Here is a 16,145-nt window from a genome sequence, read left to right on the forward strand (position 1 = left end):
GCGGCTTACGCAGCGCACGCGCGACCGGTGCCGGCAGGCCATGCCGGCACCGGGGTCGCAGCAGCAAGAGTCAATGGCCGCCGCATCGGACGCCGAGCGGCGGCCATGTCCGTCGCGCATGCGACAACGGATTGGATGCCGTAGAGCCCACGTCGGCCTGCCTTCTCAGCGCGACACCACCAGCCCCTCCATCGCCCGCACCGCACCGCTGCCCGGAAACACCTGCGTTTCCAGCGCCGCTTCGGACACAGCCAGGTGGGCGCTCAACAGATGCTTGAACAGGCCGCGCAGGTCGGTCGTGGCGCGCAGGTCGCGGCCCTCGTTCAATGCCCGCGGCGACAGCCCCGGCCAGTCGCCGGCAATGCGCCCGCCGCGGACTGCGCCACCGGCCAGGAAGGCGACGCCACCGGTGCCGTGATCGGTACCGCCCGTGCCGTTGACCGCCGCGGTGCGTCCGAACTCGGTCACCACCGCGACTACGCTGCGCTCCCAACTCGCGCCGGCGCCATCGTGGAAGGCGCGCACTCCAGCATCGAGTTCGGCCAGCTTGCGCTGCAGCACCGCAGCCTGATTGCCGTGGGTGTCCCAGCCCGAATCCTCGACGAAGCCGATCCGCGGGCCGTCGGCCTTGGCCATGAAGCTGGCGGCGGCGCTCATCGCCTGCGGCAGCTGTCCGCCCTTGACGCTGTCCTCCTGCATGCCCTGCCCGCGCACCGCGCGCGCGAAGCCGTCGGCCAGTTGCGCATCCGCGGCGTACAGGGGCTGCAGCCGCTGCAGCAGGATCGGATTGACCGCGGTCGGCAACGGCGGCGACCAACTGCTGACCGCGCCCGGACCGCGCATGATCAACGGCGTCACCGTGCTCACCGAGAGCGCCTCGGCACCGTGCAGCGCCGCCGCGCAACGGTTGAGCCAGCCGCTGGAGGCGCCGCTGGGCCGCGCGGTGCCGTTTTCCAGGCAGTCCTGCGCTTCGAAATGCGAGCGTTGCCGATACGGCGGCGCCACCGCCACCACCGGCAGCCACTGCTTGCGCGCATACAGCTCGTGGGCGAAGGCCAGCGCCGGGTGCAGCGCGAAGCTGCCATCCAGGGCCAGGGTTTGCTGCGGCGCCAGCGCGCCACGCAGCCGCGCGTAGTCCGCATCGCCCTGCGGCACCAACGCATGCAGACCGTCCAGCGCGCCGCGCAGCAATACCACCAGCAGCCGTGTGTCCGGCCCAGGCGTGGCCAGACCGGAGCCGGACCACAGGCTCAACAACGTGGCCGCACCGCTGGCGGCGAGAAAACGGCGGCGTGTCAGCTGCATCGGGCGTTCTCCGCGATCGTGGTGTGCGACGCGCCGCTCAGGCGCGCCATTGGAAGGCCGGGCTGGCCAACAGCAAGGCCACGCCGTCGCGCGGCGATTCGGCGCGGCGCAAGGCCGTGCCGGTGTCCTGGTCCAGCGTGGTGGCGAACACGGTGCTGGCCAACGCCAGCGGATCGGTCGGTGCGGCCAGCCCAGCCAGCGCCTCGGCCGCCTGCACCCGCTTCCACAGCGCATCCGGCCCGCTCCATTCGGCGGCCACATCGGCATAGCCGGCCGGCGAGCGCGGCGTGAACGGCGGCTGCCCCATCCGCGCCAGCAGGCCGAGCACCATGTTCTGCTGCGCCGGCGCCTGCGGCCATTCGCCGCTGGCGCGTAGCGCCGACAGCACGAAATCCTGCGGCGGCTTGAACTTGCGCGCCTGCGCGCTCCACGCTTCGGGGCTGTCGATCAGCGCGCGGTACACGCTGGGCAAGTGCCCATCGCTGCGCAGCCAGGCGTCGGCCATGCGCTGCACCAACGCAGGCGGCGGATCGTCGTGGACGAAATGCCGCGCTAGCTTCAGCGACACATGCCGTGCGGTGGCCGGGTGCCGGGCCAATGCGGCCAGGATCGCCTCGCCCTGCTCCAGCCCGGCTTCGGCATAGCGCCGGCCCAGCACCTGACGGCTGCCAGCGGCATGCGCCGGGGTGCGGAACACGAAAGCGCGATCGGGCGTGCCCTGCTCGAAATCGCGTGGCGTCGGCACGCCCCAGCCGGTGATCGCGCGCGCCAGTTCGGTGACGTCGGCCTGGGTGTAGCCGCCGTCCACGCCCAGCGTGTGCAGCTCCAGGATCTCGCGCGCCAGGTTCTCGTTGAGCCCGGGCCGGCGCGGCGGCGCATCCTGGCCCTGGCGCGCCGCACGCCGCTGCGCGCGTTGCGCCAGCACCGAATCGGGACCGATCGAATTGGCGTTGTCCAGGTAGCGCAGCATCGCCGGATGCCGCTCCACCGCCAGCAGCAGGTCGGCGAAGCGGCCCATGCACTGCGGGCGGATCGCTTCGCGTTCCATCGGCGCGGCGTACAGCGCGGCCGCGCGCTTGTCGACCGAGACCGCGAAATGGTTGGACCAGAAATGCACGAGACGTTCGGCGAAGCCGTCCGCGCTAGCCACCGCGACGGCGTAGCGCGCCGCCAGTTCCTGCGCCTGCGCCTGCCGGTACAGGCCACGCGCCGCCTGCTGCGCGGGCTTGGCATCCGCTGGCGCCTGCATCCGCGCCTGACGCCGTTCGCGCTGATAGGCCGCTTCGCGGCGCAGATAGTCCAGGCTGTCGGGCAAGCCTCGCATGGCGGGGACGGCTGCAGGCGGCGCGCGCAACTGCGCGGCCAGCCACGCGCGCGGATCGTCGATGGTCGCCAGTTCGCCGGGGCGTGCGCCCAGGCCGAAGCGGTTCGCGGCACTCAGGGTTTCGCGTCGGATCATGCGGCGCTCCGGTTCGGCATCGGTAATGCAAACGCCCGACACCCGCCCGGGTTGACCCCGCGCAGGCGCGATCTGCGGCGGCGAGAGGAGATCGCGGACCAACAAGCGGTGCAGGCGCCACAGCGCCCACGAACTCGGTCAAGCCGCCGCGCGCTCTTGGCGGATGCCGAACCAGCACAGCGCGCTCGCGCACAGCAGCAACGCCACGGAAATGCCGATCGCCGCATGCATGCCACGCATGAAGGCTGCGGCCGCGGTATCCCGAATCAGATAGCCGAAGATCGCCACGCCGAGCATGCCGCCCACCTGCCGTGCGGAATTGAGCACGCCGGACGCGATCCCCGCGCGCGACGCGTCCACCGCCGACAGCGTCGCGTTGGTCATGGTCGGCACCATCAGCGCGATGCCGCTGGCCGCCAGCAGCATCGGCACCACCAGGCGCCAATAGCTGCCATCGATGCTGACCGGCAGCAGCAGCGCATAGCCCAACGCTGCCAGCAGCAAGCCCGCGACCATCAAGCGCCGGCTGCCCACGCGGGTGATCAGCCGCCCCGCCAGCACGTTGACCGCCATCAGCACCAGCGTCATCGGCAGGAAGGCCAAGCCCGCCAGTTGCGGCGAGAGCTGCTGCTGGATCTGGAAGAACAGGCTGAACACGAAAATCAAACCGTAATAGGCGAAGTTCACCACCACGCCGGCGATCGAGGCCACGGCGAAGGTCGGAATCCGCAACAGCGGCAAAGGCAACATCGGCGCGGGGCTATGCGCCTCGATCCAGACGAATCCCAGCGCCGCCACCACCCCCAGCAGCAGGCTGCCGAGGACCAGGCCATGGGTCCAGCCGAGCGGGCCGGCTTCGGTCAAGGCCATGGTCGTCGCCGCCAACGCCACGATCGCCGTCACCTGCCCGCCCCAGTCCAGGCTGCGCCGATGGCTGCCGCCATGCGCGGCGACATGGCGCAGCGTCAGCCAGATCCCGAGCGCGCCGATGGGCAGGTTGAGCAGGAAAATGCTGCGCCAGCCCAGGTGGGTCACCAGCACTCCGCCCAGCACCGGCCCGGCCGCCAGCGAGATGCCGCCGCAGGCGCCCCACCAGCCCACCGCGCGGCTGCGCCGTTCGCGATCCGGAAACGCCTGTTGCAGCATGGACAGCGAGTTCGGCACCAGCAGCGCCGCGCCCAGACCCTGCACCAGGCGCGCAGCGATCAGCAGCGGCAGGCTGCCGGCCAGGCCGCATGCGGCCGATGCCAGGGTGAACACCACGAAGCCGAGCAGGAAGATGCGCCGCGCGCCGTAGCGGTCGCCGAGCGCGCCGCTGCTCAGCAGCAAGGCGGCGAACACCAGCGTATAGGCGTTGATGACCCACTGCAGGCCGGCCACATCGGTGGCGAAGCGCTGGCGCAGGGCCTCCAGCGCCACATTGACCACGCTGACATCGAGCAACACCACGACGAAGCCGAGCGCGGCCGCCAGCAGCGTGCCGCGCGCGGAGGGAGAAGGCGAAGACATGGAATGCGTCCGAAATGCGATGACGCCGCATGCTAGGCGGCGCCCATGTCCGCGCAAATTCCCTAAAATCGCCAGCCAGCCTGGAGAAAACGCACAGATGTTCGATTGGGAGAACTTTCGTCATTTCCTGGCGGTGGCACGCGCCGGCACCTTGTCCGGCGCGGCCCGCGCCCTGCACGTGGACCATGCCACGGTCAGCCGGCGACTGACCGCGCTGGAAACCGAGCTGCAGGCAGTGCTGGTCGAGCGCCTGCCGCGTTGCTGCCGCCTGACACCCATGGGCGTGCACCTCTACGAACACGCCAAAACGATGGAAACGGCCGCGTTCGCCGCGGAACGCCTGGTCCGTGCCGACCACACGCCGCTGAGTGGAACCGTGACGCTCAGCGCGCCGCCGGTGCTGGTGACGCACCTGCTGGCACAGCGGCTGCCCGATTTCCGCAACGACTACCCCGGCATCCGCCTGTCGGTGCTGGCGCAGGCGCAGCAGGTCTCGCTCAGCCGGCGCGAAGCCGACGTCGCCCTGCGGCTGGTGCGCTCCACCGAAGCCAGCAGCGTCGTGCGCAAGCTCGCGCAGATGCCGTTCGCGCTGTACGCGAGCCGCGACTACGCGGCGGCGCACCGCCCCGAGGACTGGACCTTCATCGCCTACGACGCGCAATTCGCCGACATGCCGCAGCAACAGTGGCTGCTGGATATCGCCGGCAAGCGGACGGTCGGCTGCGAGCTCAGCGATATCGGCAGTCACCTGGCCGCGGCGCGGGCCGGGGCCGGGGTCGCCGGCCTGCCGTGCTTTCTGGGCGACGCAGACCCCGCGATGCTGCGGTTGGAACACACGGGAAGCGTGTTCTCGCGCGACATCTGGCTGGTCGTGCACCGCGATCTGCGCCGCGCTGCGCCGGTGCGCGCGGTGCTGGACTTCGTGGCCGCGGCCGTCGCAGCGACACCGGGACTCGGCCTCGAACCGCCGGTTGCCAAGCGGTCGAAATAAAAAAGGCCCGGCGAATGCCGGGCCTTCTTCGCAAACCGGACCGCGCGCTTACTTGATCAGGCGCAGCGCGAACGGGTAGCGGTAGGCCACGCCTTCGTTGGCCTTGATCCCGGCCAGGATGCAGAACACCAGGTTCACCACCCACACCACCGGCATCAGCAGCCCGCCGATCACGATGACGCTGAGCACCACGCAGATCACATAGGCGATAGCGACGGTGATCTGGAAATTCAGCGCTTCCTTGGCCTGGTCGTTGAGGAACGACTTGGCCGGGTTGTCCTTGTTGATCAGCCAGATGATCAACGGGACGATGAAGCCGGCGATGATGCCCGACAGATGGGTGATCAAGGCGACCGTGCGGTCTTCCTGCGGGCCGGCAGCAGCCGGCGGCGGCGGCGGTGCGGTCACGTTGTCGAATTCGCTCATCGGTATTCCTTTCCTTATGGGTGGTGAGTGGGCAATGCGCTTCGCGCGCCACTCTCGGTGGCCCGCGCGAGCCTGTCAAGTCATGCGAACGCCGCGCCGCTGCGACGGGCGCCTGCTCAGGCGTCGCCCCGGGGCAGCAGCGGATGGCGGTAGCGTTGGCCAAACGCGGCCGCGACCGCAGCGGCCAGGCCGAACGCCATGCCTACCAGCAGGACCACGATCAGCAGCGGCAGCACGATCAACGCAGCGCCAAAGATCAGCAGCGCTGGCGTCAGCAGCAGCACGCACAGCAGCGACAGGCAGGCGCCAAGGGCCACCGCCTGCGCGCAATGCGCGGCAGCGAAGCGAAGGCGCCGCCTGGTCGCCAGCCACAGGCAGGCTGGCGGCAGCCACAGCAACGGCAGCGTATACATTAGATAGAAGAGATGGACGTTCGCCGCGGCGAACGCGCACAGCCACATCGACAGATGCGCGGTCACCGCCAGCGCGCGCTGCAGCGCCGACGCGGCCGGATCCAGCACCCCGGCGCCGACGCGCGCGGCGGTCGCGTTCGCCCACGCCGCCGTCCGGACCGGGCAGCGGCTGCCTCAGTCGCTTCCGGCCACCGTCATCTTGCCGACCAGCACCGCGCCGATGTGCACGTGCGAGCGCACGTCGATGTCGCGGCCGACCGCCTCGATGCGCTGGAACATCTCGCGCAGGTTGCCGGCGATGGTGACCTCGTCCACCGGGTAGGCGATGGCGCCGTTCTCGATCCAGAAGCCGCCGGCACCGCGCGAATAGTCGCCGGTGACCGGGTTGACGCCGCTGCCCATCAATTCGGTGACCAGCAAGCCGCGCGGAATGCCGGCCGCGATCGACGCCAGGTCGTCGGCATTGGCCGCCACCTGCAGATTGTGCACGCCGCCGGCGTTGGCGGTGGTCTGCAGGCCGAGCTTGCGCGCCGAGTAGCTGCCCAGCACGTAGCGCTGCAGCACCCCGCCGGCAATCAGCGGCGCGGCACGGGTGGCCACGCCCTCGCCGTCGAAGGTCGACGAGCGCAGGCCGCGGCGCAGGTGCGGCAGTTCGTCGATCGCGAACCAGTCCGGGAACAGGCGGGTGCCGACGCTGTCGAGCAGGAAGCTGGCGCGGCGGTACAGCGCGCCGCCGGACACCGCGCCGAGCAGGTGCCCGACCAGCGAGCGCGCCATCTCCGGGGCGAACAGCACCGGCAACTCGCCGGTCGGCAGCGAGCGCGGCTGCAGCCGGGCCACGGTGCGTTCGGCGGCGCGGCGACCGATCGCCGCCGGCTGTTCGAGATCCTCGCGCGCCAGCGCGCTGCTGTACCAGCCGTCGCGCTGCATGCCGTCGCCGTGGCCGGCGATCAGCGCGCAGCCGATCGAATGGTGGGTGCTGCGCTCGCGGCCGACGAAACCGTGCGAGTTCGCGTACACCGACAGGCTCTCGCTGCTGCCGGCCGAGGCGCCGTCGGAATTGGCCACGCGCGGGTCGGCATCGCGGCCGGCGGCCTCGCAGGCCAGGGCCAGCTCGATCGCCTGTTCCGGTTCCAGCGCCCACGGGTGCCAGCGGTCCAGCTCGGGCATGTCGCGTGCCATCAGCGCCGCGTCGGCCAACCCGGCGGCGACGTCGTCCTCGGTGTAGCGGGCGATCGCACAGGCCTGGGCGACGGTCGCCTCGAGGCTGGATTCGTGCAGGTCGGCGGTGCTGGCGCTGCCCTTGCGCTGGCCGAAGTAGACGGTGACGCCGATGCCGCGGTCGCGGGTGGCCTCGACCGTTTCCACCGCGCCCAGGCGCACGTTGACGTCCAGCCCGCGGTCTTCGCTGCAGCTGACCTCGGCCTGGCTGGCGCCCAGCTCGCGCGCCCGCGACAGCAGCCGCTCGGCGATGTCGGACAGGCGCTCCAGGCGTTCCAGGCTGTCGTCGCGGCGCAGTTCGGAAGTGATCGCGTTCAATGCTTTATCCTGTAGAGGTAACGGCTCCGCGCAACGCGGAGCGAAAAATTCGAATTGGAAAGACGATGCGCGGACGCGACGAAGACACCGGTGAATTCCGCGGCGACAGCCGCAGCCAGCAGCGCCGCGCGGCGCTGGAAGTGCTGACCCTGGGCGAGAAGCTGGTGGCGCTGACCCCTGCGCAACTGGCCAAGCTGCCGGTGCCTGAGTCGCTGATCCCGCATATCGAGGAAAGCAAGCGCATCACCTCGCACATCGCGCACAAGCGGCAGCTGGCGTTCCTGGCCAAGCAGATGCGCCGCGAGGACGACGCCACCCTGGACGCGATCCGCGAGGCGATGGACGCCAACAGCGACGGCGCGCGCCGCGAAGTGGCGGCGATCCACCGGGTCGAGGACTGGCGCACGCGCCTGCTCGCCGACGGCGACAGCGCGCTGTCCGAACTGCTCGGCCACTACCCCGAGGCCGACCGCCAGCGCTTGCGCCAGCTGATCCGCAACGCCAAGGAAGAGCGGCTGAAGAACAAGCCGCCGCACGCCTACCGGGAATTGTTCCGCGAGTTGCGCGAACTGGTGCTGGGGGCGGACTCGGGACTCGGGACTGGGGACTCGGGACTGGAAGAAGCGGACGACGACGAGTTCGAGGACGACGCGCGCGACTGAGCCACGGCGGCGGCGGCACCGCACGGTCGCGTACCCACGACCGCCTCGGCACGCTGAGCGGCGACGCCGACCAATCGCACCGGCATCGCCATGGCCGTCCCGCGCGGCGCTACCGATTCCCGTTTCCCGGTTCCCCATTCCCGGCACTCAAGCCGTCCCGCCCACGGTCAGCCCGTCGATCAGCAGCGACGGCTGGCCGACGCCGACCGGCACGCTCTGCCCGTCCTTGCCGCACACGCCCACGCCTTCGTCCAGCGCCAGGTCGTGGCCGATCATGCGCACCTTCTGCATGGTCTCCGGGCCGTTGCCGATCAGGGTGGCGCCCTTCACCGGCGCGGTGACCTTGCCGTCCTCGATCAGATAGGCCTCGGTCGCCGAGAACACGTACTTGCCGCTGGTGATGTCGACCTGGCCGCCGCCGAAATTGACCGCGTATAGGCCCTTCTTCACCGAGCGGATCATTTCTTCCGGATCGTGCTGGCCGGCCAGCATGTAGGTGTTGGTCATGCGCGGCATCGGCAGGTGCGCGAACGATTCGCGGCGGCCGTTGCCGGTCGGCGCCACGCCCATCAGCCGCGCGTTCAACGAATCCTGCATGTAGCCCACCAGCACGCCGTCTTCGATCAGCGTGGTGCAATTGGTCGGTGTGCCTTCGTCGTCCACGTTCAGCGAGCCGCGGCGGCCGTCGAGGGTGCCGTCGTCGACGATGGTCACGCCCGGCGAGGCCACGCGCTGGCCGATGCGCCCGGCATAGACGCTGGTGCCCTTGCGCGCGAAATCGCCTTCCAGGCCATGCCCGACCGCCTCGTGCAGCAGCACGCCGGGCCAGCCGGGACCGAGCACCACCGGCATCACCCCGGCTGGGGCCGGCACCGCCTCCAGGTTGACCAGCGCCTGGCGCAGCGCTTCCTTGGCGAAGGCCTCGGGGCGGCCATCGGCGAACAGCACTTCGTAGCCGTAGCGGCCGCCGCCGCCGGCATGGCCGGATTCGCGGCGCCCGTTCTGTTCGACGATCACCTGCACGTTGAGCCGCACCAGCGGGCGCACGTCGGCGGCGAGCACGCCGTCGCTGCGCGCCACCAGCACCGTGTCCACGCCGCCGGACAGGCCGACCATCACCTGCTGCACGCGCGGGTCGGCGGCGCGCAGGAACTGGTCCAGGCGCCGCAGCATCTCGACCTTGAGGTCGTTGCCCATGCCGTCCACCGGGTCCAGCGCCGGATACAGCGCGCGCCCGTTGCCGCGCAGCAGCGATTGCGCCGGCTGCGCGCCGCCGTCGCGGGAAATCGCGCGCGCCGACTGCGCCGCGGCCAGCAGCGCATCGCGGTGGATGTCGTCGGAATAGGCGAAACCGGTCTTTTCGCCGGAAATCGCGCGCACCCCCACGCCCTGCTCGATGGAATGGGCGCCGTCCTTGACGATGCCATCCTCCACGCTCCAGCTCTCGCGCCGCGAATGCTGGAAATACAGGTCGCCGAAGTCGATGCCGGGGCCGAGCAGCGTGCCGAAGGCGCGCTCCAGGCTGGTGGCATCGAGGCCGGCGGGAAGCAACAGGCGGGTTTCGGCGAGGGCGAGGGCGTTTTCGGTCATGGGGCTCAACATGGGGGACGGGGGCGCTCAGCGCAAGCGCCGGCGGCGCGGCGCAGGCGCCGATTCAGGGACTTCTGGACGACGCGGGCGGCACCGGCGGACGCGCCGATTCGCGCTCGACCACCTCCACCTTGGGATCCTTCCACGGGCCGGTGACGCGGTAGGTGCGCGCGCCGATCGCGCCCAGCGGCTTGCCCAGCACCGCGTTGGCGGCCGCGCCGACCGCCGCGCCGACCGGGCCGCCGGCGACCGCGCCGACCACGGTCAGCAGATTGCCGGATTTGGGATTGACGTCGATGGTCTGGTCGAACTGCTGCGCGCGCAGGTCGGCCTGCCCGCGCACCTTGATCTCCGCGGCCGGGCCGTCGATCAGCATCGACTCGCTGCGCGCCACGCCGTTGCCGAACTGCACCTGGCCGTCGATGCGGTTGAAGGCGAAGCCCTTGGAGAAGAAATCGCGGAAATCGAACATCAGCCGGCGCGGCAGCTGCGCCACGCTGAGCAGGCCGAGCACGCGCCCGGCGCCGGGGTTCAGTTCCAGCAGCTGGCCATTGCGCGCGGCCACGTCGAGCTGGCCCTGCAGCGTGGCCAGCTGGAACCCGGCCGGATCGCCGGGCCAGGCGGCGCGCAGGCTGAGCGTGCCTTCGCCGCCGCGCAGCTGGCCGCCGAAGTCCAGGTTCTGCATCAGTTCGCCCAGGTCCTGGCTGTCCACGCTGGCGCTGAGCTGGGTGCGCGCGGTGGCGCCCTTGCCGCGCCAGTCGCCGCTGATGTCGATCTTCTGCTTGTCCGAGCGCAGGTGCAGCTGGTCCACCTGCATGCCGTCGCCCAGCTTGCGGGTGCGCAGCGAGGCGGCGCCGAGGTTCATCGCGCCGAAACGCAGGTCGTCCACGTCCAGCGCCAGCGCCGGGATCGAGGCCGGGTCGATCGCCTCGGTCAGCGGCCGCACCGCCGCAGCGGCAGACGCAGCCGCGGGTGTTGCATCGGATGCCGCGTTGGCCGGCGCCGCGGCCGCGGACGCAGGCGCGCTCGCCGCCGGCGCGGCGCGCCAGTGCACCCGCGCCAGCCGGCCGCCGAGTACCCCGCCCTCCTTGCTCGGCACGCTGAGTTCGCCGGCCAACGCCGGTCCGTCCAGATGCACCGCCACCGTGTCGGCCTGCGGCTGCAGCCGCAGCCGGGTGTTGTCGAACACGCCGCCGAGCAGCAGCAGATGATCGGCCAGCACGTCGATCTGGCGCAGCGGCATCGGGTCTTCGGCGCCCGGCGTGGTCGACTTGTTCGGATCCGGGCCACTGACCAGGCCGATCCAGTCGATCGCGTTCAACGAGGCGGTGCGGCCGCTCACGGTCAGGCCGCTGCTAGGCGGATCCTCGGCCACGTGGTCGCTGCCCATCACCACCTTGACCCCGGTCTTGCCGTTCTGGCTGCGCGCGACTAGCGCCATCAGCTTGCCGAAGGCCACCTCGATGCGCCCAGTGCCGACCGGCAGCGGCACGTTGACCGAGGTCGCCAGCGGCGCGGCCACGCCCTTGTCCATCGGCGCCGGAAACAGCAACTGCGTCCCGACCAGATCCGAATGCAGCTGCAGGCGGGTCGGCGGCTGTACCCCGCCATCGGCGGTCTTGGGCATGCCGACGCCGATGTTCCAGCGCGAGCGGCCCTGCACGAACGGCTTGAGCCAGGCCATTTCCGGCGCCCGGTCGAGCAGTTCGTCGGCGTCCACCGAGGCGCTCAGCGCCGCCTCGAAGGCCTGCTGCGGATCGCTCACGCCATCGCCGGCGCGCAGCGCCAGTTCGCCGGCATGGCCGGCGTACTGCACCGCCAGTTTGGGCGCCTCGAAACCGGTATCGCGATAGTCGGCACTGCCGCGCATGTCGTCGAAGGCCACATCCCAGCGGCGGTCGGCGATGTGCGCGCCGAGCAGTTCCACCTTGCCGCGCAGATGATGCACGCCCACGTCGCGGCGCAACGGCTGCAGCAGGTCGAAACTGACCTCGGCCGGGCCGGAGGCGCTGAGCGCGTCCAGGGTGTCGCCATAGCGCTTGCGCAACGGACTCTGCCGCAGCATCGCCAGCAACTGCCCGGTCTCGGCGCGGCTGCTGGCCAGCACGCTGAGCTGGCCCTCTTTGTAGTCGGGCAAGGTCGCCGACAGCCGCTCCACCGGCACCCCGCCCATCTCGCCGCGGCCTTGGACCTGGAAGCCATTGCCGATGAACACGACGTCGGCGTCCACCTTCTCCACCGCCGGCCATTCGCGCTGGAAACGGACCTTGCCGTCGTCCAGCCGCGCGCTGGCCTCGAAGCGGCCGTTGTGGTCGACGAACGGCCACTGGTCCAGGTCGCCGGACACCAGCGCGCGGCCGCCGCGCAGGCGCCCGCCCTGCAGCGCGGCGTCCAGCCAGTCGGTGGCGGCCTTGCTCATCTTTGAATGCACCCAGAATTTCTTCGCCGCCACCACCGGCGCGTCCTGCAGCTCGGCGGCCAGATCGATCCATGGCCTTGAGCCGTCGGCCTGGAAGCGCAGCCCGCCGCGGAAGTCGGCGCCGTAATCGGTGCCCTGCACGCGCAGCGCAGGCGTCGCCACGCGCAGGTCCTCGCCATCGCGGAACACCACGATGCGCCCGGCCAGTTGCACGTCGTGGGGCACGCCAAACCCGCTGGGCCAGTCGAAACGCACCGGGCTGGCGGCGTCCAGCACCAGCTCGCCGCCCTGCGCGTCGCCATCGAAGCGGCCACGCAGGCCGCTCACACCGGGCGACTGCCCGACCGGCGCGAACGCCAGCTCGCTCAGGCGGCCCTGGCCGTACAGCGGCCCGCCGGCGGTGCCGGTCAGCGCCACCTGGGTCAGCTGCAGCCGCGGCCGCGCCGCGTGCAACCAGGCGCGCAGGTTCGGCGACAGGCCGTCGCTGAGCGCGGCCACTGCCAGCAGCGGCGCCAGGTCCAGGCGCTCGCCGAGCAACGCGAAGCGGCGCCCGCCGGCCACGGTCAGTCCGTCCAGGCGCTGCGCCGGCTGGCCCGCCTGGCCGATCTGCAACTGCGGCGCATCCAGCCGCCAGCCGCCGTCGATCTGCCGCCAGCGCGCGGTGGCGCGCAGCGTGGTGAACGCGGTCTGCGGCCGCGCGCCACCGGCGGCCGGCGCCGCGCCGCTCAGGCGCAGGTCGCGCAGCGTGGCCTCGACGCTGACCCCGACGATGCGATGCTGCCGCAACTGCGCCCAGCCCTGCACCTGGCCGGCGCCGCCATCGACCCGGATGCCACCGGCCTGCAGCAGGCCCGACCAGCCGGCCAGCTCGGCCGGGCGCGCGGCCACATAGGCCTGGCCGTTGCCGCGCCGGCGATCCATGTCCAGCACCGCGGTCAGCGGCGCCTGCCGGGGATCGATCCAGCCCTGCGCACCGACGCGCAGGCGGTCGCCGTCCACGCGCAGGCGCAGATCGATCTTCGGCAACGTCGCCTCCACGCCCAGTTCCGGCGCATGCACCGCCAGCCGGCCATCGATGACCTGCAGCTCGCCCAGGCCCTGCAGCGCGTCCAGCGGATCGCCGCCCTGCCCGGTGGTCGGCAGGCCCTGCACCGACCAGCTGCCGTCGGCGCCGCGCAGCAGGGTCAGCGCCAGCCCGCGCAGGCGCAGCTCGGTGAACGAGCGGCCCGGCAACAGACCGGCGTACATCGACACCAGCACCTCGGCCTGGCCGACGCGCACGCCGTCGCCGGCGCCCACGCGCAGGCCATCCAGGCGCAACAGCGGACCGCGCCGGGTCCACGCGGTCTCGACCCGGTCGAACTGGATCGGGCGCCCGGCGCGCTCGCTGAGCCAGGCTTGGATCCGCTGCGGATGCCGCTCCACGAACGGCAGCGCCTGGCTCAGCGCCCCCACCACCAGCGCCACGCACACCAGCCCGATCGCCACCGCGTAGAACGCGAAACGGCGAGCCAGGCGCAGGCGGCGGCGCAGGGGGGTAGGCATCAACGGCGGGGATTGGGCATTCGGGATTGGGGATTCGCAAATGCCGAAGCGACGCGCGCGGACAGCAACCGGTTGCGATCACGCCGCTCAACCAATCCCCAATCCCGAATCCCGAATCCCGGCTTCACAACAACACCACGTCGAACTGCTCCTGCAGGTATTGCTCGTCGGCCTGGAAGCGGATGGTCTTGCCGAGGAACTCTTCCAGCTCGGCCACCGCCGAGGATTCCTCGTCGGTGATCCGCGCCACCACCTTGCTCGAGGCGATCACCAGCAGCCGCGCCGCGTCGAACTGGCGCACCGCGCGGGTGATCTCGCGGAAGATCTCGTAGGTCACGGTCTCGGCGGTCTTGATCGAACCGCGCCCGCTGCATTCCGGGCACGGCTCGGACAGCTGCCGCTCCAGGCTCTCGACGGTGCGCTTGCGGGTCATCTCGACCAGGCCCAGCGGCGAGAACTCGTACACCGTGGTCTTGGCGTGGTCGCGCGACAAGGCCTTCTCCAGCGTGCGCAGCACCTGGCGGCGATGCTCGGCATCGTCCATGTCGATGAAGTCGATGATGATGATGCCGCCCAGGTTGCGCAGCCGCAGCTGCCGCGCCACCGCCTGCGCCGCCTCCAGGTTGGTGCGGAACACCGTTTCCTCGAGGTTGCGCTGGCCCAGGAACGAGCCGGTGTTGACGTCGATGGTGGTCATCGCCTCGGTCTGGTCGATGACCAGGTAGCCGCCGGACTTCAGCGGCACCTGCTTGTCCAGCGCGCGCGCGATCTCGTCCTCCACACCGTACAGGTCGAAGATCGGGCGATCGCCGGTGTACAGCTCCAGGCGCTCGGCCAGGATCGGCATGTACTTGGCGACGAACGCCTGCAGCCGTTCGAAGGTCTCGTGCGAATCGACCTTGACCTTCTCCACGTCCTTGCGGATCAGGTCGCGCACCGCGCGCAGCGGCAGGCTCAGGTCTTCGTAGATGATGCTGGCCGGGGCGCCGTCGCGGCCGCGCCGTTCGACCACCGCCCACACCCGCGACAGGTAGGCGATGTCTTCGGCCAGCGCTTCGGCCGGCTGGCCCTCGGCGTTGGTGCGGATGATGTAGCCGAAGCCGCCGTGGCTGGCGGCCAGGTCGGCGACCAGGGTCTTCAGGCGCAGCCGCTCGGCTTCGTCCTCGATCCGCGCCGACACCCCGATCACCCGCGACTGCGGCAGCAGCACCAGATAGCGCGAGGGAATGCTGATCTGCGTGGTCAGCCGCGCGCCCTTGCTGCCGATCGGGTCCTTGACCACCTGCACCACGATGTCCTGGCCGTCGCGCAGCAGCTCCACGATCGGCACCCCCGACGCCACCGGCAACGGCGGCGCCTCGTCGGTGTCGCCGTTGGCCACCGGCGCCGGCCGCACCACGTCGTTGGCGTGCAGGAACGCCGCGCGCTCCAGCCCGACCTCGACGAACGCCGCCTGCATGCCCGGCATGACCCGCTGCACCCGGCCCTTGTAGATGTTGCCCACCACCCCGCGGCGCCAGCCGCGCTCGATGTGCAGTTCCTGCAGCATGCCGTTCTCGATGACGGCCACCCGGGTCTCGCGCGGTGTGACGTTGACCAGGATCTCTTGCGACATCAAAGCACTCCGAAGGCGCGCAGCAGTTGGGAAGTTTGGTGCAGGGGCAGGCCCATCACCCCGGAATAACTGCCGTCCAGGCGGCTGACGAAGCGCTCGGCGCCGCCCTGGATCGCATAGGCGCCGGCGCGCCCCATCGGTTCGCCGCTGGCCACGTAGTCGGCGATGTCCTGCGCCGACAAGGCCGCGAAGCTGACCTGGGTCGGCACCAGCAGCACCTCCTCGCGCGCCGCTGAGACCAGCGCCACCGCGGTGATCGCCTGGTGGGTGCGCGCGGACAGCGCGGACAGCATCGCCGCCGCGTCGGCGGCGTCGGCCGGCTTGCCGAACACGCGATCGTCCAGCACCACCTCGGTGTCGGCGCCGAGCACCACCGCATCGGCCGCACCGGCAAGCTGCGCCATGCCGGCGCGGGCCTTGTCCAATGCCACGCGGCGCACATAGGCTTGCGCAGATTCGTCGGCCGCGCGCACTTCCGGCACCTCCAGATCGAGGATCCGGAACGGCACGCCCAGGCGCGTCAGCAGTTCGTTTCTGCGGGGGGAACGGGAAGCGAGATACAGCATGGCTGAAGGATAACCCGGCGGGCCTGACTGAACGATCGCTAATTCCGCAGGCGCACACTCGACCCCGCTCCGAATCACGACGCGTTCATCGTCGCGGCAACACCCT

12 protein-coding genes are annotated in these 16,145 nt (G+C 71.0%); 2 read left to right on the top strand and 10 right to left on the bottom strand.

The window, feature by feature from the left end:
• Positions 1–165: 165 nt before the first annotated feature.
• From HEP75_RS14065 to HEP75_RS14075, 3 genes are all read right to left on the bottom strand, one after another.
• Positions 166–1,305 (bottom strand): DUF1501 domain-containing protein, encoded by a 1,140-nt coding sequence (locus tag HEP75_RS14065; RefSeq protein WP_185823937.1) that lies wholly within the window; start codon positions 1,303–1,305, stop codon positions 166–168.
• Positions 1,306–1,342: 37 nt separating this feature from the next.
• Positions 1,343–2,764 (bottom strand): DUF1800 domain-containing protein, encoded by a 1,422-nt coding sequence (locus HEP75_RS14070; RefSeq protein WP_185823938.1) that lies wholly within the window; start codon positions 2,762–2,764, stop codon positions 1,343–1,345.
• A 138-nt stretch (positions 2,765–2,902) separates the two neighbouring features.
• Positions 2,903–4,273: an MFS transporter gene (locus HEP75_RS14075; protein ID WP_185823939.1), complete on the bottom strand. Its 1,371-nt coding sequence runs from the start codon at positions 4,271–4,273 to the stop codon at positions 2,903–2,905.
• On the opposite strand from HEP75_RS14075, the gene HEP75_RS14080 reads away from it, so the two are divergent.
• Complete coding sequence (locus HEP75_RS14080) at positions 4,185–5,264, top strand: LysR family transcriptional regulator (protein ID WP_255423859.1); 1,080 nt, start codon at positions 4,185–4,187, stop codon at positions 5,262–5,264. The two genes, HEP75_RS14075 and HEP75_RS14080, sit on opposite strands and share 89 nt — an antisense overlap.
• Before the next feature lie 48 nt (positions 5,265–5,312).
• Here HEP75_RS14080 and HEP75_RS14085 read toward each other — a convergent pair whose 3' ends face one another.
• The 3 genes from HEP75_RS14085 to pmbA all read right to left on the bottom strand — a co-directional run bounded on the left by HEP75_RS14085 (position 5,313) and on the right by pmbA (position 7,642).
• A complete protein-coding gene (locus HEP75_RS14085; protein ID WP_185813339.1) occupies positions 5,313–5,690 on the bottom strand; it encodes a DUF4870 domain-containing protein in 378 nt (125 codons plus the stop codon).
• Between the two features lie 116 nt (positions 5,691–5,806).
• Complete coding sequence (locus HEP75_RS14090; protein ID WP_255423860.1) at positions 5,807–6,211, bottom strand: DUF4870 domain-containing protein; 405 nt, start codon at positions 6,209–6,211, stop codon at positions 5,807–5,809.
• A gap of 66 nt (positions 6,212–6,277) precedes the next feature.
• A complete protein-coding gene (gene pmbA, locus HEP75_RS14095) occupies positions 6,278–7,642 on the bottom strand; it encodes a metalloprotease PmbA (RefSeq protein ID WP_185823940.1) in 1,365 nt (454 codons plus the stop codon).
• 65 nt (positions 7,643–7,707) lie between these two features.
• Between pmbA and yjgA the strand changes: the two genes are divergently transcribed.
• Positions 7,708–8,304 carry a ribosome biogenesis factor YjgA gene (gene yjgA / locus HEP75_RS14100; protein WP_185823941.1) on the top strand — a complete coding sequence of 199 codons (597 nt, stop codon included), beginning with the start codon at positions 7,708–7,710 and terminating at the stop codon, positions 8,302–8,304.
• A gap of 147 nt (positions 8,305–8,451) precedes the next feature.
• On the opposite strand, the gene tldD is transcribed toward yjgA, so the two are convergent.
• From tldD to HEP75_RS14120, 4 genes are all read right to left on the bottom strand, one after another.
• Positions 8,452–9,894 (bottom strand): metalloprotease TldD, encoded by a 1,443-nt coding sequence (gene tldD / locus HEP75_RS14105; RefSeq protein WP_185813342.1) that lies wholly within the window; start codon positions 9,892–9,894, stop codon positions 8,452–8,454.
• Between the two features lie 64 nt (positions 9,895–9,958).
• Entirely contained in the window at positions 9,959–13,858 is a 3,900-nt protein-coding gene (locus HEP75_RS14110) for a YhdP family protein (protein WP_185823942.1), read from the bottom strand.
• A gap of 124 nt (positions 13,859–13,982) precedes the next feature.
• Positions 13,983–15,473 (bottom strand): ribonuclease G, encoded by a 1,491-nt coding sequence (gene rng, locus HEP75_RS14115; RefSeq protein WP_185813344.1) that lies wholly within the window; start codon positions 15,471–15,473, stop codon positions 13,983–13,985.
• Positions 15,473–16,039 carry a Maf family nucleotide pyrophosphatase gene (locus HEP75_RS14120; protein ID WP_185823943.1) on the bottom strand — a complete coding sequence of 189 codons (567 nt, stop codon included), beginning with the start codon at positions 16,037–16,039 and terminating at the stop codon, positions 15,473–15,475. Before HEP75_RS14120 ends, rng begins: the two co-directional genes overlap by 1 nt.
• Positions 16,040–16,145 lie beyond the last annotated feature (106 nt).

The organism is Xanthomonas sp. SI (assembly GCF_014236855.1).
Taxonomy (GTDB): domain Bacteria; phylum Pseudomonadota; class Gammaproteobacteria; order Xanthomonadales; family Xanthomonadaceae; genus Xanthomonas_A.